This window comes from Collinsella sp. HCP28S3_E9 (assembly GCF_052065455.1).
In the GTDB taxonomy this organism is placed as follows: Bacteria; Actinomycetota; Coriobacteriia; order Coriobacteriales; family Coriobacteriaceae; genus Collinsella.
The window spans coordinates 160484-179560 of record NZ_JBQHTZ010000002.1 but is presented as its reverse complement, the minus strand read 5'-3'; the positions used below and the strand labels follow the sequence as shown (position 1 = coordinate 179560).

The following is a 19077-nucleotide window of genomic DNA, read 5'->3' as shown; positions in this document are numbered from 1 at the left end:
TTATGAATACCGATAAGTTGAAAAAGATCTATGAGGCAATGCCAGAGGCCTTTAGGAGCGCCTTGGCTGTACCGATCCATCACGGATTGGTGGGGAATAAAGTATTCCTTTCGCAGATGCATGAGCTTCAGGCCGCAGAAAAAATGAGCGATGAGCAGATTGAAGATCTCCAGCTATCGAAGTTGCGCGACTTGTGTGCCTACTGCTATGAAGTGAGCCCATTCTATCGAAAGCGATTTGACGGCGCTGGCGTCGATCCGAAAATAGTGACCTTTGATTCTTTCAGCACCCTACCTCTTCTGGATAAAGAACAGGTCCTTGCAAACTATGAGGAGATAAGTATTCCGATTTCTGGCGAGGGATCCTACTCTGCTGAGACTAGCGGTTCATCGGGTCGACGTTTGGTTGTTGTTAATTCCAATGAGTGCTTTTACCGCGAGAATGCTTTCGCGATGCACTTCTACGGAAGCATTGGCTACGATTATAAGCGCAGCAAGTTTGCATATTTTGGTGGAGATGGCGCAACCCTTATAACCACAAGCCCGCTTTATCAAATGATGCGCTGTAATACCAAGCTGCTCAATGAGAGCAACCTTGCTGAGGCGGTGAGAGCTTTCGATTCATTTGGTCCCGATTACCTTCGCGGCCTTACTTCCTCGGTTAGTTATTTCGCGCAGCTGATAAATCAAACTGGTATGAAGTTAAAAAAGAATCCCAAGGGCATCTTCCTTCAATCGGAGAACGTACACCCCTATCAACTCCGTCAGTTTGAGCAGGCTTTTGGGTGTCCTGTACGCATTTCTTACGGTTCGACTGAGAGAACGGTTTTCGGCGAGCAAATTGGTTGGGATGGCGATGAACCGGTATATAGGTTCAATAAGCTTTATGGACTGACCGAGATAGTTGATAAGCATGTAGTTGGCACTGGTTTTGTGAACAGGCGCATGCCATTGCTTCGCTATGAAATTGACGACACGGTCCAACCTTGCGGTGAGGGCTACACGATTCTTGGACATCGCCATGTTCCGGTTATCGGTAAGAACGGTGAGCACATTAGCACGGCTTCTCTCTGTGATCTCGGAGAGAGCGCTTCTGAACTTCTATCGTTCCAGTTTGTTCAGGATGAGCCTGGCAAACTGCGTCTAGACTATATCGTATCCGAAGACCTTACTGTATCGCAGAAGGATGCACTCTTGCGCAGTCTTGACGCTAAGTTTATGGGTTGTGTCGAGTCCGAACTCAAGCGCGTTGACAGTCTTCAGTTAACGCCGAGAGGCAAACGTACCCTCATGATTCAAAGGTTGAACGTTGAACAATAAAGTTGCTTTTATAGGAGAATTTCCTCCTCCTTATGGTGGTGTGACCATAAAGGATGCTCTTCTTCGTGACGAGTTCTTTAATGGTGATGATTTTGAGACTTTCGACCTTTATGCTTTTAAGCGCGCCCCCCTTAGGTTCGCGTTACTCTGCGTTTCCCTTCTTCGATTCATTTTGGGTGCCGATAGAATTGCCTTAGGGATTGGCAGTAATTCTCGTCTCGATCATTTGCTCAGAATCATTTCCATTGCTAAAGGGCGATCTTTCCTCGAGAACGTTACGATTTTCATGATGGGCAGGGAGCTTCCTGAGTACCTTGCCGCCAACCCGGGTCGATTAGGCGACTTTTCTTCTGTTCGTTGCATATATGTTGAAAGCAATTCCCTGATTACCGAGTTTGCTGGCTTAGGTTGCTCGAACGCTCGCTACTTGCCGAATTTCCGAAACGGCGATGGGGCTTGTGAGCCTAAACCCGTGGGGGATGCAGTCCATTTCGTATTTTTTGCACAAGTGAGACCTGAAAAGGGCATTGATACTCTTGCGGATGCGGCGCTCACGCTTAATGCAGAAGGGTATGCAGATAAGTTTTACATCGATGTCTTTGGTAGGGTTATCGATGACTATAAGACGGACTTCGAACACTTGGTAGAGCGTGTGCCAAACATGACCTATAAAGGTCTCGTCGATGCCGCTTCTGTAAATATTTACTCCATCCTCAACCACTACGATGCTGCAGTTTCTTCCTCATCTTGGCGGGAGGGAATGAGCGGATCGAACATCGAGTGCAAGTTTGCCGGAATAGCGAATATCGTGAGCGACGCTGGGTTCAATTCGGAGTGTGTTCACGACGGCGTTGACGGTATTTTGGTTAAACCCCGAGATGTTGTCTCACTCACCGCTGCAATGCGCAGCGTTATTGAAGACCATGACTTATTGGGATTGCTGAAAGAAGAAAGCTACAAAAGCCGTACTGAATATGAAGCGAGTGCATGGAAACGGGAAGTAATCGAAATCGTTTGCTCCTGATGATTTATAAGCCTATTTCCCTTTCGACACTCTTTGGATGGTGGTTGCATGGATAACACCCTTGGGGATGCGGGTAGCAATCTCTCTTCTGCTCGCCCCCGTGCATGTTGCTCCAACAGAATATTGAATTACAGGTTCACGATGGCAGACTTTCTTGCCATCGAATTTGTTCTACTTTTTGTAGTTAATTTTCTTTCGAATATCGGCCGCATCCCAAGTGCGCTAACTTACGTTTTCGACGTGGTAAATATCTGCATCCTGTTGGCAAACATCCGACTAGTAGGTGCCAAGACCAAAGGTGAATGGTTTTTCAATCTTCCAGTGATTCTCTTTGCTGTTGTGGCATTGGCTTCTGGATTGGTGAACTTGATCGCTCCTCAGTTTGTAATCTGGCAAGCAATCTCTTTCAGCCGCATTTTTGTTTGGATTTATCTCTTCCGTATTTTCTGGGACTTGAATTATTTGAAATCATTCATGGGTTTCATTTACAAGTTGCAATTCTTTAACGTGTTCTTTGTTTTAGTCCAATACTACGTTATGGGATTGTTCCAAGACAATATTGGCGGCCTGTTCGGGGTCGAGAGAGGCTGTAATGGCATTCTCAACGTTTATCTTTGTATCGTTGTCACTTGGGGTCTTAATCTCTATCTTGCAAAGAAAGGGAAATTGATCGGGCTGATCTTTACTGTCCTATCGTCTCTCCTCATAGCCGCCGTTGCGGAGCTAAAGTTTTTCTTTGTTGAGTTTCTTCTTATCGTTGGGCTCTCTATAATGTTTGCGCGTTTTTCCCGAAAAACCGTATTTTCGATTGTTGCTATAGCTTTGTTAATATCTGTTGCACTTGGCATTTTTGCGCAGATTAATCCTCTTCAGTATAAGACTCTTGTTAACATTGATGAACTTTTGACTGAGGCCGACAATTCTAACATTGAGACGGGGTATGGCATCTCGAGACTGAACGCCTTTGCGCAAATCAGCGAGCAGTTTTTCAAAAACGATCCTTTTACCATGTTTATTGGTTTTGGATTTGGCAGCGCTAGCCAGTCATCGCTACCGTTCTTCTGCGCACCGTTCTATTACTTTTATGGCTGGCTAAATTATTACTTTTTAACATCTGCGATGGTTTTTATACAGCTAGGCTATCTCGGCGTAGCTCTTTTCTTCGCCCCACTTATTCTTCTTGGCGTGGAACTGCTAATTAACCGCGGACGACTTGCGAAAACAAATTGCCTCGGTGACGGTGGATTTGCCTTTGTGCTTTGTGCTCTTTTCCTCCTCAACTGCTTGTATAACAACACGGCGGTTACCTTCCCCTCTGCGCTATGGTCTCTGTCTGCCTGCATTGGCCTTTTTACTCTTTCATCGATTCGCGGGGGGCAGGCCCATGAGCAATAATCCGGCGGTCAGCGTTATTGTTCCAATGTATAACGTTGAGAAATATCTTCCCCAGTGTGTTGACAGCCTTCTCTTTCAAACTCTCGATAATATTGAGGTAATTCTTGTTGACGACGAGTCACCTGACGGGTGCGGCGCAATTGCCGAAGCATACGCAAAGCAAGATCCGCGCGTTAAGGTTGTTCACCGAAAGAACGGTGGTCTTGGTCCCGCGAGGAACAGCGGAATTGAGGTGGCTACAGGCGATTTTGTTGGCTTCGTTGACTCAGACGACTGGGTTGAGCGAGATATGTATGAACGTCTGTATGAGGCTGCCATGAATCATGAGGCTCAGATAGTCTTTTCCGAGCTCAAGCGGGTCGTCCATGGAACGCCGATGGGGTGGTCAAACCATCCCTTTTGTGGCGTTGCCCTACGCGGTGATGATGAAATATTCCAATTGAGGAGATCTTTTTACGGCCCGTTGCCAAATAGGCTTAAGGACGATCCGGTGCCCGTCTCTGTATGCCCCAATATTTATAGGCGAAGTTTGATCGAGGCGAACGGGATTAAGTTCCCGGCAATTCGTAGTGAAGACATCTTGTTTAACGCTGCTGTCTGTAGGGTGGCGTCTTGCGTGGCGGCCATCGATGGCGCCCCTTATTGCTATCGTAAGGACGATCAAGAATCTATAACAAATACCTTTAAGGCTTCAACAATTGAAAGCTTTTTCGTCTTCTTTGATGCTCTGCTAAGTGAAAGCCAAAAAGAGTCCCCTAATCATTTCAAAGAGTGTGAAAAGAGGGTCCGAAGAAGAGTAATTGATTACTCGAGGGGCATTCTGATCAAGATTGCTTCTTCGAATCTTGATTGCAAGGAAAAAAGGAAGTGCGCAAGAAAGGTTTTGAACAGCCCATATCTACTTTCTGCTTGTAAAGCATTTCCTTTTTGGCTTCTTCCCCCTGCTCAGGCAGTGTTTTTTGTTGTTATGAGGTTTCGTTTTGTTGACGTCGCTTTGCTATTAGCGAGTGGAAGGAATTCATTAGGTGGGAATTAAACATACGATTAAGAGGCTGGTCTTGGGACCAAAAGCCTCTTCTACGGATTATGTTAATTATCTTCGGTCCATCGGTATGGTTATCGGTAAAAACACCGTTATCTACTCACCGAATTATTGCGTTATAGATCAGACTCGGCCTTGGATGATTGAGATTGGTGACAATGTCTCAATCACTACTGGAGTAACCATTCTGACGCACGGTTACGACTGGAGTGTCTTCAAGGGGATGTATGGGGATGTTCTCGGGAGCGCTGGGCGCGTAAAAATTGGGGACAATGTCTTTATTGGCATGAACTCGACCATCTTGAAGGGTGTAACCGTTGGCAACAACGTCGTTATCGGTGCAAACTCTCTTATTAATAAGGATGTCCCGGACAACTCAGTGGTTGTAGGCAATCCTCAGCGAATCGTGTGTGACATTGACTCCTATCTTGAAAAACGCCGTATGGTGCAGCTTGCTGAGGCGGCTGATCTTTATGGTTGTTGGAGAAAGAATTCGCCAGAGGGCAAACGGGGGGGGGGGGTACCTCCAAAGGAGATTTTCTCGGAGTTCTTTTGGCTTTTCGAGCCTCGGGCAGGGGGCGGCCTGAGCGACCCTTCATTCGATTCTGTAATGGAATTACGTGGTACGCGCGAACTTAGTTTTACGAGATTCATGCAACTCAAGCCTCAATTTGCTTCATATGAAGACTTTATTGAGCGTCTCGAAGAAATGCGTAGTTGATTTGAATAGTGACGGTGGTTTGGTGGCGACAGGTTTTGATAATCAGATTAGGAGCGCAATAGAGAGGTACAACGGTCTCTCGAAAGTTAAAAAGGCGACTCTTTGGATTACGTTTTGTAGTTTTTTGCAACGCGGTTTATCTTTTATTACGGTTCCCATTTTCACTCGACTCTTGAGCACCGCGGACTATGGCTCGGTTAGCGTTTATCAGAGTTGGGAAATGGTCGCTACTTACCTTGCTACGCTCGGGGTGACCTACGGTGGCTTTAATAACGGAATGATTAAATTTAAGGATGATCGCGAAGGCTACACTTCTTCTGTTGCAGGTCTTGTGCTCATGTTGGGCACTCTTTGGATCATCCTCTCCCGAGTTCTTTCTGGCAATGTGGTCGCACTTACGGGCATGCCGCTTACGCTCGTCTCGTTGCTGTTTGTTGAGGTAGTCGCTAAAGGCGTTTACGATATTTGGGTATCGAGGATGAAGTTCGACTACGAATATCGCAAACTTGTCCCTGCGTCACTCGTGCTTTCTGTTGCTGTACCCGCATTGGGTGTTATCTTCGTTGTAATGGCTAGCGACAAGGTTCTGGCTCGCATTCTGTCTTTCGTGCTTGTGGAGACTGCCTTTGCCGTTGTTCTTGGCGCTTGCATGCTTAAGCGCAGCAAGACGCTTTATAAATGGGAATACTGGAAGTTCACCCTTCTATTTAACATTCCTCTGCTGCCACATTATCTCTCGCAGGTTGTGCTCAGCTCTAGTGATCGCATTATGATCTCGAATATGTGCACTGCGGCCGATGCGGGTGTCTACAGCATCGCATACTCCGTGGGCATGCTCATGACGCTACTGACTAATTCTCTGAATTCGACGGTCGTTCCGTGGCTTTATCGAACGTTGGATGCAAGGGAACTGAAGAGGGTCGACAGGATGAGCGTTTCGCTTTTGGGTGCCTTGGCTCTGACCGTGATATTCGTTGATATCCTTGCGCCTGAGGTTGTAGGAATTCTTGCTCCAGGTGAGTATAGCGAGGCCATGACGCTGGTTCCTGTTATCGCTGCCAGCGTTTTCTTTATGTTCATGTACTCCTACTGTTCGAACATCGAGTTTTATTATGAGAAAACGGGTCTCGCTGCTATTGCCTCAGTGCTTGCAGCGGCGCTCAACCTTGGGCTAAATGCTGTGTTTATTCCCATGTTTGGTTATCGTGCTGCCGGTTACACGACATTGGTTTGCTATGTAGCGCTTGGAGCTACACACTATGCTTTTTCCCAGCGCGTTACTCGAGACAAGACCGGTGCCTCCGCGCTCAATGGAATTGCGATCTGGGGTCTGTCCTTCGTTTTTGTCGGCGTCTCCCTTGTCCTTCCCCTTCTTTATCCTCATCCCATCATTCGTTACGTCGTTTTTGCTGTCGCTATGGTCGCGGCGTTCCTTTGCCGCAGGGCCATCATCGAAAAGATTAAGGAGTTTAAGGCCTAATGACATCCTCGTCTCAGACAACTATTTATGTATCGACAATTATCGATTCGCATAATTACGGAACTGTTCTTCAGGCTGTGGCCACTCGTGATGCACTTGCATGCTACGGGCATCCTGTGTTCATTGATTACTGCCGTCCGCATTGGACAACTAAGGGTTGGATTAAGTCCTACATGGGCAACACGAACCGAAGCGTACCTGGGAGACTTGTGCGGCTCTTGGCAAACGCCCCTGTTCGGCATAAGTCCTCAAAACTGTTTCGCTCTTTTGTTGAGCGTGAGCTCGAGCTCTGTTCGTCGAGTCCATATCTCTCTCAGGGAGAGGGGCTTGACGCGAATGCTATCTACTGCGTCGGCAGTGACCAGACCTGGAACATCGAGTGCAACTACGGTATCGACCCTGTGTATTTCCTGGAGAATGTTCCGGATGGTTGTCGTAAGATATCCTTCTCGGCGAGTTTCGGTCGGCCCAGTCTTGGCCCTGAGGAATTAGAGCTTACGAAGCCCTTGCTTTCTCAGTTTGAAGCCATTTCGGTTCGCGAGAGCTCAAGTGTTTCCATCTTGGAGAACATGGATCTCAAAGGTACGGCGTTAAAGGATCCCGTGCTGCTCTGCCGGCCAGAGCTATGGCATGAACTTGCCGCAAGTGTTCCGCGCAAAGAAGAGGACTACATTCTTGTCTATATGCTTAGCGAGAACCCCGAGATGTGCTCTTTCGCCCGTAAGCTCGCCGAACACGAGGGAATTCGAGCCCGGATTGTCACATTCAATCCTTTGAAGCGCGCCCCAGAGGGTTTGGAGGGCGTCTGTCTTCCTAAGCCGGAGGAATGGGTGGCCTTGTTCCGCGACGCTTCGTATGTGGTGACAGACTCCTTCCACGGCACTTGCTTCTCGCTCCTATTCGAGCACCCAATGATTGTGTTCGACCCGCCAAAATTCTCGGTACGTCTTAAAGATGTACTTGCTGACTTCGGTCTTGCTGACAGGCGCGTTACTGAGGACAACGATCCTATGCGCATTGCTGCAGAGCCTGTGGATTGGGTTTCTGTTAGGTCCAAGAAGGACGAATTCTCCGGCGAAGCCAAAGCTTTCCTTGATGGGGTTTTCGGGATCTCCGAGAGGGCTGACGCATGACGAGCCCTGACAAGACCTGCCTCGCTGCGATTGATGCAGATAAGGACGAACTCATGCTCTCTTCGTCTGGTGGCGCCTTCTCTGTTCTGGCTAGAAAGGTGATTTCGCATGGGGGCGTTGTGTACGGGCATGCGTTCGATGAGGGCCTGCATGTTGCTTGCGTGCGCGTTGATAGCCTCGACGGCCTAGCGTCCCTTCGAGGGTCAAAGTATGTTCAGAGCGACATGGGCAATGCCATGTCGCTTGTCAGGGATGACCTGAAGGCTGGGCGCGAGGTCCTCTTTAGCGGAACGCCCTGCCAGGTGGATGGGCTGCTTGCGTATTTAGGTGGCCCGCAGGATAGGCTGCTTACGGTGGATATCGTTTGTCACGGAGTTCCGAGTCAGCCATTTTTTAGCGATTGTCTGAAGTGGGAGTTCGCTGGCAGTCGGTTGGATAGCGTCAGATTTCGCGACAAGCGTGAGGGTTGGGGCTGCGGAGGCGGTACTACTACTACTACTACTACCCCTGTTTTTCATAGGCTTGTTACGAGGGAAAGGCCGTTTTCCCCAGAGATATCGTTCTATTACAGGCGTTTTCTTTCCGGTGACGTTTATCGCGAGAGCTGTTACCGGTGTCCTTATGCCGGCGGTGAACGTCCTGGAGACTTTACTATCGGTGACTTCTGGGGGATTGACGTTGACGCTTCGGGCCTTGATCCAAGGCATGGGATTTCCGTCATTATCGCCAATACTGATAAGGCCGAAGCTCTTGTACCGTACATAAAGGAAGAGGCGGCTTGGGCTGAACGACCGCTCGAAGAGGCTATCCGAGGCAACGACCAGCTTATGCACCCGACGCCGCGGCCCGAGGCGCGTGACATCGTGCTTGAGCGCTGGAAGAAGGAGGGCATCGGGGCCCTCGAGGAGGAGTATCGTCGCTCCACGTCGCTCTCCTCTAAGAAATGGATCACCAAGAGGGCCATCAAGAAGCTCGTGAAAGAGGTGTTTGGCAAATGAAGTCGCCTGAAGTATCCGTGATCGTGCCAGTCTACAATGCCGCGAGGTGGCTTCCCGCATCCTTCCGCTCCTTCGAGGGACAGACCTATACGAACACGGAGTGGGTGCTGATTGACGACGGTTCTGCGGACTCTTCCGCTGAGCTATGCTCCTCCTGGTGTAAGCGGGACCCCACCCATCGCCACTTGGTGCGTAAGGATAACGGTGGCGCCTCCTCTGCTCGCAACATTGGCCTTGCCGCCGCGACGGGCGACTACGTACTCTTCTGGGACAGCGATGACGAACAAGACCCAATGGCAATCGAGAAGATGGTGAAGGGTATTTCTGGTCCAGGCGATGTCGTCATCTGCTCCATACGTCGCGTGCTCCCCAACGGGTCTCACCGTGACCTCTTCAAATGCGAGCGCCATACGAGGAAGCCCGAGGGCGCTATTGATGAATGGTTGCGGGGGGGTGTCTTCCGGTCCGTACTCGAAGCTCATTCCACGAGCATTGCTTGTCGAAAACGGCATAAAATTCGAGGAGGGCGTCATCAACGAGGACGTGATGTGGACTGCGGAGGTGCTCGCAGCGGCAAGCACAGTCGTCTTCATCGGTGAGCCCCTCTACCGTTACATCGCACGTGAGGACAGCGTGACCGGGTCTTTCGACTCGAGATTCTCCGTTGTTTTCGACAATTGCCGCAAGCTTGAAAATTTTATCCAGGAGCGGTTCACGGAGCTTGAGGAGTCCTGCGCTTCCTACTGCGCGAATACCTGCTGGAGCGTCATCCTTGCTGCCTCGAGGGGCGGCAACAAGAGAAGATACCCAGATGTCTACGCGAGAGCCGTGAATGAGCTCTCCATTAGAGACAAGGACATCGCCAAATATTGCGCGACGCCCAAGGATCGCATACTCCGTCTTCTTGTGAAGTCTCGAGTATACGGCGTTTTGAAGAAATAACCGATTCGACCGCGAAGGAGGCCGAACAACCGTTGGAAAAGGAATTTCCCATACTCTACAAAAACGACTCGGAGTGCTGTGGCTGCAATGCCTGCTATACCGTCTGTCCAAAAGACGCTATCAGCATGGTACCGAACCGCCATGGTTTTCTGTATCCCAGGATAGACGAGGCTGTATGCGTGCGATGCGGCAGGTGCCTCAGGGTTTGTAATTTCAAAAAGAGGTTGACTTGATAGTTGTGTTTTATCATGCGATATGTGGTGTTGTATTGAGCGCCATAAGTGGCATGGCCGACGCTTGCGGCTCGTTGTTGATAAGGAAATCGGGTGGCTGGAGACGCTTTTTGTAGAAACCCGTTATTTTGGGTTTGAATGCGGCGGATATCGATACTTCTGTGGGCATGAGCCTGCGCGCATGGGGTCTTTCGATAGGGTTCATGTGATTTCGGGGCAAAACTCGGGAAGATTTTCCTTTGATTGCTGTGATTTACGGTGCTCGCCAAGCATCTCTTTCTGCGTTGATGTTGAGGCGATTAAGGAAAAGCAGGAGCCTTTATCCGGGTTCATCTTCGACAATCGTACGCCAGCGATTTCACCAAGTTATTCGTGGCAGGCGATTGCGTCGGATATGTTGCTGTAAGGGTGTCCCCCCAGCGCACGTTTAACGAAAACGGCCTTCGTTCTGGAATCTGAAAACACAATAACAACAGGTTCTAGGAAAGGACCAAGACTGCTATAGACATCAGGACTTCGTGGCCGATGAGGTGCTGCAGATGGTGTGGGACCGCGTCTACGAGGGCAAGCCGAAGCCGGTCGTGGGCGTGTACCGCCTGACGATGAAGTCGAACTCCGACAACTTCCGTGCGAGCTCCATCCAGGGCGTCATGAAGCGCGTGAAGGCCAAGGGCGTGCCCGTGGTGGTCTACGAGCCCACGCTGGACGCGCCGGAGTTCTTCGGCTCCGAAGTGACCCACGACCTGGAGGCCTTCAAGGCCGGCTGCGACGTGTTCGTCGCCAACCGCTGGAGCGACGATCTCGCGGACGTGGCGGACAAGGTATACACGAGGGATCTGTTTAAGCGGGACTAGGGGAGAGGATTCCCGACCGCGATTTTTAGCCTTATCTATGAGTCGCATTGTCAAGAAAGAGGTCATATCGGCTAACGCCGATATGACCTCTTTTGGTATAAGACTGATTCCTTTTGCAGCTGGTGAGCGATGCGTTGTATATAGCACGTTAAGCAACGAACTCCATTTTCCCTGCATTTAGCCTTGAGCATCAAGAACGGGACATCTCCCGTGCTGCAATCGACTGCGTCGGGCCTCTTGATCCAGTCCGACAGGCTTCCTCATGCGGGGCTTTCCTGAAGATTTACTCGGTGTCCTTGCAAAAGAATCGTATGCAATACCGAGAGGCGCAGGCTACTGTAATGTGTGCTGCTTTTCGTGTGTCCTCATTAAGCAAGTAGATACGAGAGTCGACTTAATTGAATTGCCCGATCCGGGCCTTGACCTTGGTCCATGGATTGTTGTTGTTGACAATCCCTGTGAACTTATATCTAGGCTTAGGACAGCCGTTCTGCAATTGGGTTATGACTTTGTAGCTGCTCCGGTTGAATATAGAGATAGCGTTCAGTTGAATCCCTCTGAAGTTGTTAAATCAACAATGGATTTAAAATCTCATGATCCATTACCTGCTTATATGGTTTTTCCAAATGGGATTCCACATTTTAATTCAGGAGTGTTTGTAAAGAATGTTCGTTATGCAAACCAAGCTGAATGGCGTATCGCCGTTAATAGGAATGAACGCTCATATGAGCCTCTAATTCTTAAGCTTGGCGATCTAACTGATATCGCTCATTTGACTAGGAGAACGGAGCTTGCTGAAGATTTGCAACGGGTGCGCGGTTGTTCGGTTCCCTATTTGACTCGGGGGTGCTTTGGAACGAAGATTTCTCAAGAACTATCTCAGGATCTCTTTGAGTTGGGAAATGATGAGGTCTTTATTACGCTGACGATTGGATAGCGCACAATAAGCGAGGATAGAGGTAATGGACTGGTGACCGCTCTTTGTTAAATAGACGCTAGGGGGTCGCCCCTACACCAACATTTTCGGCACGAATGCCTTTCACCGACTGGCAAAACGATTTACACCTAATTTTGGGATTCGTCTACAGGCAATTCGTTCGCCACTCGCCCGATCTCGCTACACTAATAACTGCTGCTACCAGGTAGTTTTCTGGCGCAGCTTCCATTGGCTCTTGCGAAGATCGGAGCGGTTATGTTTGCTGCCGCGTTCCACACCAGCCGTCACTACATCCTGTTTACTGTCATGGCCTGCCTATGCGTTTTGCTGGGCGGGCCTTCTTATGCCGCGGGCGCGGATAGCCTGTTCATCGCGGGCGCCACGTACTACGGGCCGGGCATATCGGGCCCCGGTTGGGCCTGGACCGATGACGAACATCTGGAGCTTAACGGCTACACGGGCGAGGCCATCGGCGCCGAAGGCGACCTGGTGGTGACGCTGACCGGGCAGAACACTGTTGTCGAGACGAGCGCGCTCGACGTGGACATCTCGCGTTGCGGTATGGAGGTGTGGGGCGATCTGACGCTCCGCGGCACCGGGTCGCTGGTGGCCACGGGCTCGCAGTGCGGGATCTACGTGTCGGGGACGCTCGCGGTGGACGGCTGCAAGGTTGACGCCCGGGCCGACGGTGCCGGCATCACGGATGCGCGGGTGGCCGGCGTGATCGCGGACAGTCTTGCCGTTCGCGGCCCCGGGCGCGTTGTCGCCTCGGGCGCGGGCTCCGGGGCGGGCGTGCACGCCTATGGCGTGTGTCTGCTGGGCGGGGCTGCCGGCGGAGGCGCGGCCGGGAAGCTTACCGTCGATGCGTCCTGGCTGGATGCGTCGGGCGCCGAAGGCGGCGTCGCCTGCCTGGGCGGGTCGCTTGCATCCGCTCGCTTTGTGGCGCCTACGGGCGGGGCCTTCGGCGCAGGCGGCGTGGTGGATTCCGGCGGGTCCGTGGCAGCGCATGTGACGATCGAGCCCGTAGATGCCACGGCGCCGGCGGGGGAGACCGGTGGGCCCGATGTGCCGGGCGATGGTCCGTCCGCCCCTGGCACCGACCCCGCTAACGGCGAGCCCGCTGCGGATCCCTCGGCAAACCCCACACAAAAGCCCGCAGCCGCGACTAAGGCGGTGACCACGCCCACAGTGACCGACACCACGGCCGCCAAGGCCTCTAGGCCCAAGGCCACCACCGCGACGACCGTCTCGCTCCCCAAGGCCGGTGATAACTGCTGGATCGCCGCATCCCTAACGCTAATCTTTCTCGGCATAGCGCTCCTATGTGCCGCGATTCGCTGCTAAGGCGCTCGATTTCCGGAAGCGAAGAGAAAATCGAACCGTCAAGCCCAAACCGATCCCTAGCAACATATCCGTGGCTAGATATAGTCCAGGCCGATGTTACCCTCCATAACTTCTGATTGTTGCCGTCTTGACGATTATGTATCTTTACATTACCTTCTGAAACATATGGCGCACCTTGTCCAGGCGGCTGTTTGGACGGCGGGGCTGGATGACCGGCTGACCGACAACGGCCTGATACCCTTTCAGTTCTGTAAGGCATACGCTCTGCCCGTTGGTGTAAAAGGCCAGATCAGTACGGTATGCCTGTATACAGCGGGCGGGAATCTCGCCAGTAAAGACAACTTCATCCTTTTTTACCTGGACCGTTTCGATGGTGGCACAGTATTTCGGTGCATCATGATAAGCCCTGGAAAGATATTCCCGGGGCGCATAGAGGGTGAAGGAGAGATAAGGTTCCAGCAGTTGCGTCCCTGATTCCTTCAATGCCTGTTCCAATACAATCGGGGCCAATGAGCGGAAGTCCGCCGGCGTGCTGACCGGACTGTAATAAAGCCCGTATTCAAAGCAAATCTTACAGTCCGTTACGTTCCAGCCGAACAAGCCCTGCTCCAGCCCGTAACGGATACCATCCCTGACAGCGTTTTGAAAACTCTGGTTCAAGTATCCCAGCGAAACCCGGCTCTCGTATTGTACACCGGAGCCAAGCGGGAGTGGTGTAACAGACAGTCCGATGGATGCCCAAAACGGGTTGGGCGGCACCTCGATATGGATGGTGTGGCTGGCTGCTTTGAGCGGCCGCTCCATATAAATGACGGTGGGTTCCTTTACCACTGTTTCAAGCTTGTATTTTTCCGACAGCAAAGCGGAAACAACCTCCAACTGCACCCGGCCCAAAAAAGAAAGAATGATCTCATGGGTGATGGAATCCACCTCGCAGCGCAAAAGCGGGTCAGTATCCGCAAGTTGCGTAAGAGCGTCCAGCAGCCGTTCTCTTTGCGCTGCCGTTTTCGGCGCAATCGACGTCCGCAGCATGGGGAGGGGGTCCTCACGCCACCTTTTACGAGGGAGCCGGGTTGGGTCCCCTAATACATCGTTTAACCTCACGCTGTCGCTGGGAAGGATAACAATTTCACCCGGATAAGCGGTGTCTGTCCGAACAATCTCCCCTTTGGATGGAATACGCATCTCTGTGATTTTCAGCTTTTCTCTCCCGGCCAGAGCCACCGTATCCCGCAGGCGCAGCGTTCCGCTGTATAGCCGCAAATAGATGAGCCGCTGGCCACAATCTGTATACTCCACCTTGAAAACGCTGCCGCATAGGGCGTCGCTCCCCTGTTCCCCAATCGGTTGGAACAGCCCTGTCACCGCATCCATCAACGGTTGAATGCCAAGGCCCTTTTTGGCGCTGCCATGATAGACCGGGAACAGGGAGGCGTCTTGAACCCGCCGCTGTTCCTCCTGCGCAAGTTCTTCCCGGCTGATTGGTTCTCCTGCGATATACTTTTCCAATAATTTATCGTTATTTTCGATGACCGCATCCCATGCTTCTATGTCGGTATTTTCCTCCAGGACTATTTCCGGGGACAGCGACACCGTCTGCTTGATGATAATATCGGCGGAGAGCTTATCCCGAACAGACTGATACACGCCCTGCAAATCAACGCCAGCCTGGTCGATCTTATTGATAAAGATAACGGTGGGAATGTCCATTTTCCGCAGGGCATGGAACAGAATACGGGTCTGGGCCTGCACACCATCTTTAGCGGAGATCACCAAGATGGCCCCATCTAAAACAGCCAAAGAGCGGTACACCTCCGCCAAAAAATCCATGTGGCCGGGCGTATCCACAATGTTGACTTTACATCTGTGCCACTGGAAGGAAGTGACTGCCGCTTGAATGGTAATCCCACGCTGCCGCTCCAAAAGCATGGTGTCCGTCCTCGTTGTCCCTTTTTCGACGCTCCCCGGTTCTGAAATGGCTCCGCTGGCATATAGCAGGCTCTCCGTCAAGGTTGTCTTTCCAGCGTCTACATGGGCAAGAATTCCAATATTGATTATTTTCATGTGATTGTCCTCCCTTTACTGCCCCGAAGGGCATAAAAATCCCCAGCAGTAAAATACTTTTACCGCTGGGGATGATAATTTGCGGACATACACATATACAGCATACACCTGTTTGTGAGTGCTGTTTTTGGGGATATGTCAAAATTGATAAGGCAAAAGTATTCTTAAATTGGGTACAAAAAACTAAGCCCCTACAAAAGGGACTATCATAATCCTTTGTTCCCACTATTTGATTATAGTTTTATTTAAGAATACCTTGCCGCATATTTTTTACTCCTTTTCTGGATTAAATCATTGTATCACATCAGTTTTTATCACATCAGTTTTAGGAAAGCAAGTACCTAAAAGAAATTTTTCTTCCCCTTATATGTAACAATCATACCGGCTTCCTAGCGTTCAGAATGTTTTCTGCTGTCTGCTGTGGTGTTTGGTTGGAATTGTCCAACCAAAAGCCGATCCGTGGTGTTGTCTGCATTTTACTAAATACAAATTCAATGTATACAGAAAGATATAAGGAGTGGGAGGGATTCCGCCGTAGTTGGCATTGTAGGAAAATCCAAAAGTTTAGATTTTCCCACAATGCTTATCTTTTGGTCTTTGGTTCGGAATAGTGTAGTGCTGGCGGTCTATCTCTTGTTTTCGGTTGCTTGCTTCCTTACCGTACATGAGCATTGTTGCAGGAATTATCCTGAAAGCATGCCCTAGCACCCTGTGCAGCAATGCCTACGACTTTGCGTTTTGTCCCGAGCCCTGCTACGACCGCTGGTTGACCTCGCCGATCCCGAGGACTGGGGTCCCAGTAACCGCATCCTCAAAAACTACCTGTCGTTTTCTTTTAGCCGCGCGGTGTTTTTAACCGAGCGCGACGCGGACCAGACCGCGCCGCAGCTAGCTACACGTTCGCGGTGCCGCAGTTCTATGGTGGCCGAATCCAGCTGCTCCTGCCGCTGTTCCTGACCGGCGACAGGCCCGAGCTGGCGCTGACCATCCAGCGCGAGGACGGCTTTTACGCCGCGCGCCCCTGCCTCAGACTCGACATGGCTTACAACACCGCGCGACTTATCTGCCGCCCCGAGACATCCTGGATTAAGCGATAAATGGTGGTTTAGCTGCGGGTTTGCCGGTTACCTTGGTTGCTTTGGTTTGGCTGGAGCCCACGAATTTAAAATCGAGGGCAAAAAGTTCTTGGTAAACCGCGCGCGGCTATGTTAGTATCTCTTTTGCCGAAAGGCGACGGGCGATTGGCTCAGGGGTAGAGCATATCCTTCACACGGATGGGGTCACAAGTTCGAATCTTGTATCGCCCACCATCAAAAGCACAGGTCAGAGGTGTTAAGCCTCTGGCCTTTTTCTTTTTGACACCAAGGATGACACCAAAACTGACACCAAAAATAAATCTTACTCGTCTAAGGCATCATTTTTGTCGCGCCCTTTTTGCTGATGCTATTGCATGTTTTGTATAAAACGCATGCGTACATTCATTGAATTCCCCATGTGATCCGCGCGCAAATGTGGAGACAGAGACCACACGCCCAGGGCTCCTTCCAGCGGATTTCTATCACACGAGGGATTTTCGGCAGAACTCGTCAAGCTATTGGTTTGCTTCCGGTACTTACCCGCATGATGGCCCAGTAGATAATCGGCCATGCCCGTGATCCGCACGGCCCGCGGCCGAAACCAGGGGAGGCGCAAATGGACGAAATCGTCTGCGCAAACACCGCATTCCGCTACTGGCGCTGCCCGCCGCAGGTGCGCGATCTCTACCCGCGCCTGCCCAACTCCGAAGACGACTGGCGAGCTCTATCCCAAGCCCCTTTCGTAACCGACGTCCTCAAGACCCCGATTATCGCTGTAGCTTCGCCAGGTTCTTGTAATCACCACTCGGGATTGCGCTCCACTATTCGCTGGGAAGGGGCATCGGATGCCGGCACAACAATCGACACTCATTTAGGCTTTAGTGTCACCAATCCGCTTAACACCTTATTTACTATGACGCGCTTCGTGTCTCAAATAGATCTCGTGCTGGCTATGTACGAACTATGCGGCTGGTTTTCTGTTTTCGAGCCAACTCCCGCTGCCGAAATGCAGCTAAAAATGGCAGAAGAGGAGAATCGCAATTCCTGCACGCAGGATCTGTTCGAACTTGGAGAGGGCGAAGACGAGGTTCCTTGGAAACGAGTTTATGCCCACGCAACCGTTAAGGTCCCAGATAATGAAGGCCAAACGAACAAGCGTGAGGATGGAAGAGAGGTTACGAAACTCAAAGGTACTTCTCTTTGGATGAGAAAGCCGCTTATCGAACTGAGCGACCTGCATCGATTCGCCGATAAGGTCAAAAGTCAAATGTGGGGAAAGCAGTTTTATGATGCCGCTCAACAGGTTATCGGCATTGCTGCATCTCCACTCGAGGTCGCGGGAGTCCTGCTCCTAAGTCGTTCTCGACGTCTAGGTGGTTCAGGTTTCAGATACGTGTACCTCAACGATTTAACCCCTCTATCCGAGGCAGCCCAAAGCATCGCAGGTCAAAAGGTCTGCTACGGCGACATCGTGATTGTAAACCCAATGCTAATGAAGGCAGTAATTATCGAGATTCAAGGTGAAGTCATCCATGGATCAGGCGCGGTACTTGACCACGATGCGGAACGTATGACTGCGCTCCAGAGCATGGGTTTCGACGTGTTCCTAGTAACCCACGATATGCTTAACGACAAAAAGCAGCTAGACACCATAGTCAAAAGCGTCTGCAGTCGTTTGGGGATTCGATATAAAGCCAAATCCGAGGCGATGAAGCGCGCCGAGACGCGACTGCGAGCAAATGTATTGTGCAACTGGTTGGAAATCGGGAATTAGCCGGCAACGAGATACTAGAACAACCTTGTTTGCCTGCCAGTGAACTGGTGCCATTTCAAAACCATGCCGGATTACGGGGCTGGACCCGGACCGGCCGTCCATACCCTGCATCTCACGAAATTCGCAAGTCGTCTACCTGCGGTTTTGATTTTACCGATTACGGCATGCCCGAGGGTTCCCGGCCTGGCCCCGTAAACCGGCATGGTTTTGAGATCGCCGGGTGGGCGGGGGCGCGATTGGTCCCGATAATGGGCCTGGTTGCGGCAGGATGGCCGTTGGGCGGGTGGCGGCCCGCGCCGCGGAAGCGAAAAAACGGCGGTCGGCGGGACTCGAGATGTCCCAAGGGCGCCGGAGAGGGGGCGGCGGCAACGCCGCCGCCCGCGGGGCGCGTCCCCGCGGGCCGGATCGGGCACCGCGGGCCCCTCGCTCCCGAGCCCGTCCCGCATCCCCGGCCCCGCAGCCGAAAGTTTTTCCGAGATTGTCCTTGCATCGGCGGGGGAGTTCCCGTATAGTACTTCTTCGCACGGGGGCGTAGCTCAGCTGGGAGAGCGCTTGACTGGCAGTCAAGAGGTCAGGGGTTCGATCCCCCTCGTCTCCACCCGAGCATTGAATAAGGCTCCAACGCAAGTTGGGGCCTTTTTTCATATCAATCGTCTTGCAGTTTGTCTTTACTTAGTGGCTGTTGAAGTAAATCCATCCTAAATTGCAAATATGAATGAAATTAACGCCCTACGCCATTGC

General features: G+C 51.3%; 15 protein-coding genes, 2 tRNA genes and 2 pseudogenes. 18 read left to right on the top strand and 1 reads right to left on the bottom strand.

The window, feature by feature from the left end:
* Nucleotides 1–2 precede the first annotated feature (2 nt).
* The 14 genes and pseudogenes from ACTNA2_RS01945 to ACTNA2_RS01880 all read left to right on the top strand — a co-directional run bounded on the left by ACTNA2_RS01945 (nucleotide 3) and on the right by ACTNA2_RS01880 (nucleotide 13422).
* Nucleotides 3–1319 (top strand): hypothetical protein, encoded by a 1317-nt coding sequence (locus ACTNA2_RS01945; protein WP_441048441.1) that lies wholly within the window; start codon nucleotides 3–5, stop codon nucleotides 1317–1319.
* Nucleotides 1309–2343, top strand: coding sequence for a glycosyltransferase (locus tag ACTNA2_RS01940; protein ID WP_441048440.1), 1035 nt, complete (start codon nucleotides 1309–1311; stop codon nucleotides 2341–2343). The genes ACTNA2_RS01945 and ACTNA2_RS01940 overlap by 11 nt, the downstream gene beginning before the upstream one ends.
* 48 nt (nucleotides 2344–2391) lie before the next feature.
* On the top strand, nucleotides 2392–3738 hold the full coding sequence (locus tag ACTNA2_RS01935; RefSeq protein WP_441048439.1) for a hypothetical protein: 1347 nt from the start codon (nucleotides 2392–2394) through the stop codon (nucleotides 3736–3738).
* A complete protein-coding gene (locus ACTNA2_RS01930; protein WP_441048438.1) occupies nucleotides 3728–4774 on the top strand; it encodes a glycosyltransferase in 1047 nt (348 codons plus the stop codon). The genes ACTNA2_RS01935 and ACTNA2_RS01930 overlap by 11 nt, the downstream gene beginning before the upstream one ends.
* Nucleotides 4764–5501: an acyltransferase gene (locus tag ACTNA2_RS01925; protein ID WP_441048437.1), complete on the top strand. Its 738-nt coding sequence runs from the start codon at nucleotides 4764–4766 to the stop codon at nucleotides 5499–5501. The genes ACTNA2_RS01930 and ACTNA2_RS01925 overlap by 11 nt, the downstream gene beginning before the upstream one ends.
* Entirely contained in the window at nucleotides 5473–6981 is a 1509-nt protein-coding gene (locus tag ACTNA2_RS01920; RefSeq protein WP_441048436.1) for a lipopolysaccharide biosynthesis protein, read from the top strand. The genes ACTNA2_RS01925 and ACTNA2_RS01920 overlap by 29 nt, the downstream gene beginning before the upstream one ends.
* Entirely contained in the window at nucleotides 6981–8114 is a 1134-nt protein-coding gene (locus ACTNA2_RS01915; protein ID WP_441048435.1) for a polysaccharide pyruvyl transferase family protein, read from the top strand. The genes ACTNA2_RS01920 and ACTNA2_RS01915 overlap by 1 nt, the downstream gene beginning before the upstream one ends.
* On the top strand, nucleotides 8111–9112 hold the full coding sequence (locus tag ACTNA2_RS01910) for a Coenzyme F420 hydrogenase/dehydrogenase, beta subunit C-terminal domain (RefSeq protein WP_441048434.1): 1002 nt from the start codon (nucleotides 8111–8113) through the stop codon (nucleotides 9110–9112). The genes ACTNA2_RS01915 and ACTNA2_RS01910 overlap by 4 nt, the downstream gene beginning before the upstream one ends.
* Nucleotides 9058–9453: pseudogene (locus ACTNA2_RS01905) on the top strand (glycosyltransferase family 2 protein); the annotation flags it as partial. The gene ACTNA2_RS01910 and the pseudogene ACTNA2_RS01905, both read left to right, overlap by 55 nt.
* 43 nt (nucleotides 9454–9496) lie before the next feature.
* On the top strand, nucleotides 9497–10054 hold the full coding sequence (locus ACTNA2_RS01900) for a hypothetical protein (RefSeq protein ID WP_441048469.1): 558 nt from the start codon (nucleotides 9497–9499) through the stop codon (nucleotides 10052–10054).
* Nucleotides 9982–10287, top strand: coding sequence for an NADH-quinone oxidoreductase subunit I (locus tag ACTNA2_RS01895; protein WP_441048433.1), 306 nt, complete (start codon nucleotides 9982–9984; stop codon nucleotides 10285–10287). The genes ACTNA2_RS01900 and ACTNA2_RS01895 overlap by 73 nt, the downstream gene beginning before the upstream one ends.
* A gap of 539 nt (nucleotides 10288–10826) precedes the next feature.
* Complete coding sequence (locus ACTNA2_RS01890) at nucleotides 10827–11141, top strand: UDP binding domain-containing protein (protein ID WP_441048432.1); 315 nt, start codon at nucleotides 10827–10829, stop codon at nucleotides 11139–11141.
* Between the two features lie 262 nt (nucleotides 11142–11403).
* Entirely contained in the window at nucleotides 11404–12078 is a 675-nt protein-coding gene (locus tag ACTNA2_RS01885) for a hypothetical protein (RefSeq protein ID WP_441048431.1), read from the top strand.
* Nucleotides 12079–12333: 255 nt separating this feature from the next.
* Nucleotides 12334–13422, top strand: a complete 1089-nt coding sequence (locus tag ACTNA2_RS01880; protein WP_441048430.1) for a hypothetical protein — start codon at nucleotides 12334–12336, stop codon at nucleotides 13420–13422.
* Between the two features lie 144 nt (nucleotides 13423–13566).
* Here the strand turns inward: ACTNA2_RS01880 and tet(W) are convergent, their stop codons facing one another.
* The gene (tet(W), locus tag ACTNA2_RS01875) at nucleotides 13567–15486 is read right to left on the bottom strand and encodes a tetracycline resistance ribosomal protection protein Tet(W) (protein ID WP_441048429.1); all 1920 of its coding nucleotides are present in this window, start codon (nucleotides 15484–15486) and stop codon (nucleotides 13567–13569) included.
* 884 nt (nucleotides 15487–16370) lie between these two features.
* Between tet(W) and ACTNA2_RS01870 the strand changes: the two are divergent.
* The 4 genes and pseudogenes from ACTNA2_RS01870 to ACTNA2_RS01855 all read left to right on the top strand — a co-directional run.
* Nucleotides 16371–16583: pseudogene (locus ACTNA2_RS01870) on the top strand (DUF3825 domain-containing protein); the annotation flags it as partial.
* 138 nt (nucleotides 16584–16721) lie between these two features.
* A tRNA-Val gene (locus ACTNA2_RS01865) sits at nucleotides 16722–16796 on the top strand.
* 382 nt (nucleotides 16797–17178) lie between these two features.
* A complete protein-coding gene (locus ACTNA2_RS01860; RefSeq protein WP_441048428.1) occupies nucleotides 17179–18336 on the top strand; it encodes a hypothetical protein in 1158 nt (385 codons plus the stop codon).
* Nucleotides 18337–18861: 525 nt separating this feature from the next.
* Nucleotides 18862–18934 (top strand) — tRNA-Ala (locus tag ACTNA2_RS01855).
* The last annotated feature ends 143 nt before the right edge of the window (nucleotides 18935–19077 follow it).

What these genes read in the sequence shown, in the direction of transcription:
- ACTNA2_RS01945 (WP_441048441.1), top strand. Translation starts at nt 3, where the DNA reads ATGAATACCGATAAGTTGAAAAAGATCTATGAGGCAATGCCAGAGGCC.
- ACTNA2_RS01935 (WP_441048439.1), top strand. Translation starts at nt 2,392, where the DNA reads ATGGATAACACCCTTGGGGATGCGGGTAGCAATCTCTCTTCTGCTCGC.
- ACTNA2_RS01930 (WP_441048438.1), top strand. Translation starts at nt 3,728, where the DNA reads ATGAGCAATAATCCGGCGGTCAGCGTTATTGTTCCAATGTATAACGTT.
- ACTNA2_RS01915 (WP_441048435.1), top strand. Translation starts at nt 6,981, where the DNA reads ATGACATCCTCGTCTCAGACAACTATTTATGTATCGACAATTATCGAT.
- ACTNA2_RS01910 (WP_441048434.1), top strand. Translation starts at nt 8,111, where the DNA reads ATGACGAGCCCTGACAAGACCTGCCTCGCTGCGATTGATGCAGATAAG.
- ACTNA2_RS01890 (WP_441048432.1), top strand. Translation starts at nt 10,827, where the DNA reads ATGGTGTGGGACCGCGTCTACGAGGGCAAGCCGAAGCCGGTCGTGGGC.
- ACTNA2_RS01885 (WP_441048431.1), top strand. Translation starts at nt 11,404, where the DNA reads ATGCGGGGCTTTCCTGAAGATTTACTCGGTGTCCTTGCAAAAGAATCG.
- ACTNA2_RS01880 (WP_441048430.1), top strand. Translation starts at nt 12,334, where the DNA reads ATGTTTGCTGCCGCGTTCCACACCAGCCGTCACTACATCCTGTTTACT.
- ACTNA2_RS01860 (WP_441048428.1), top strand. Translation starts at nt 17,179, where the DNA reads ATGGACGAAATCGTCTGCGCAAACACCGCATTCCGCTACTGGCGCTGC.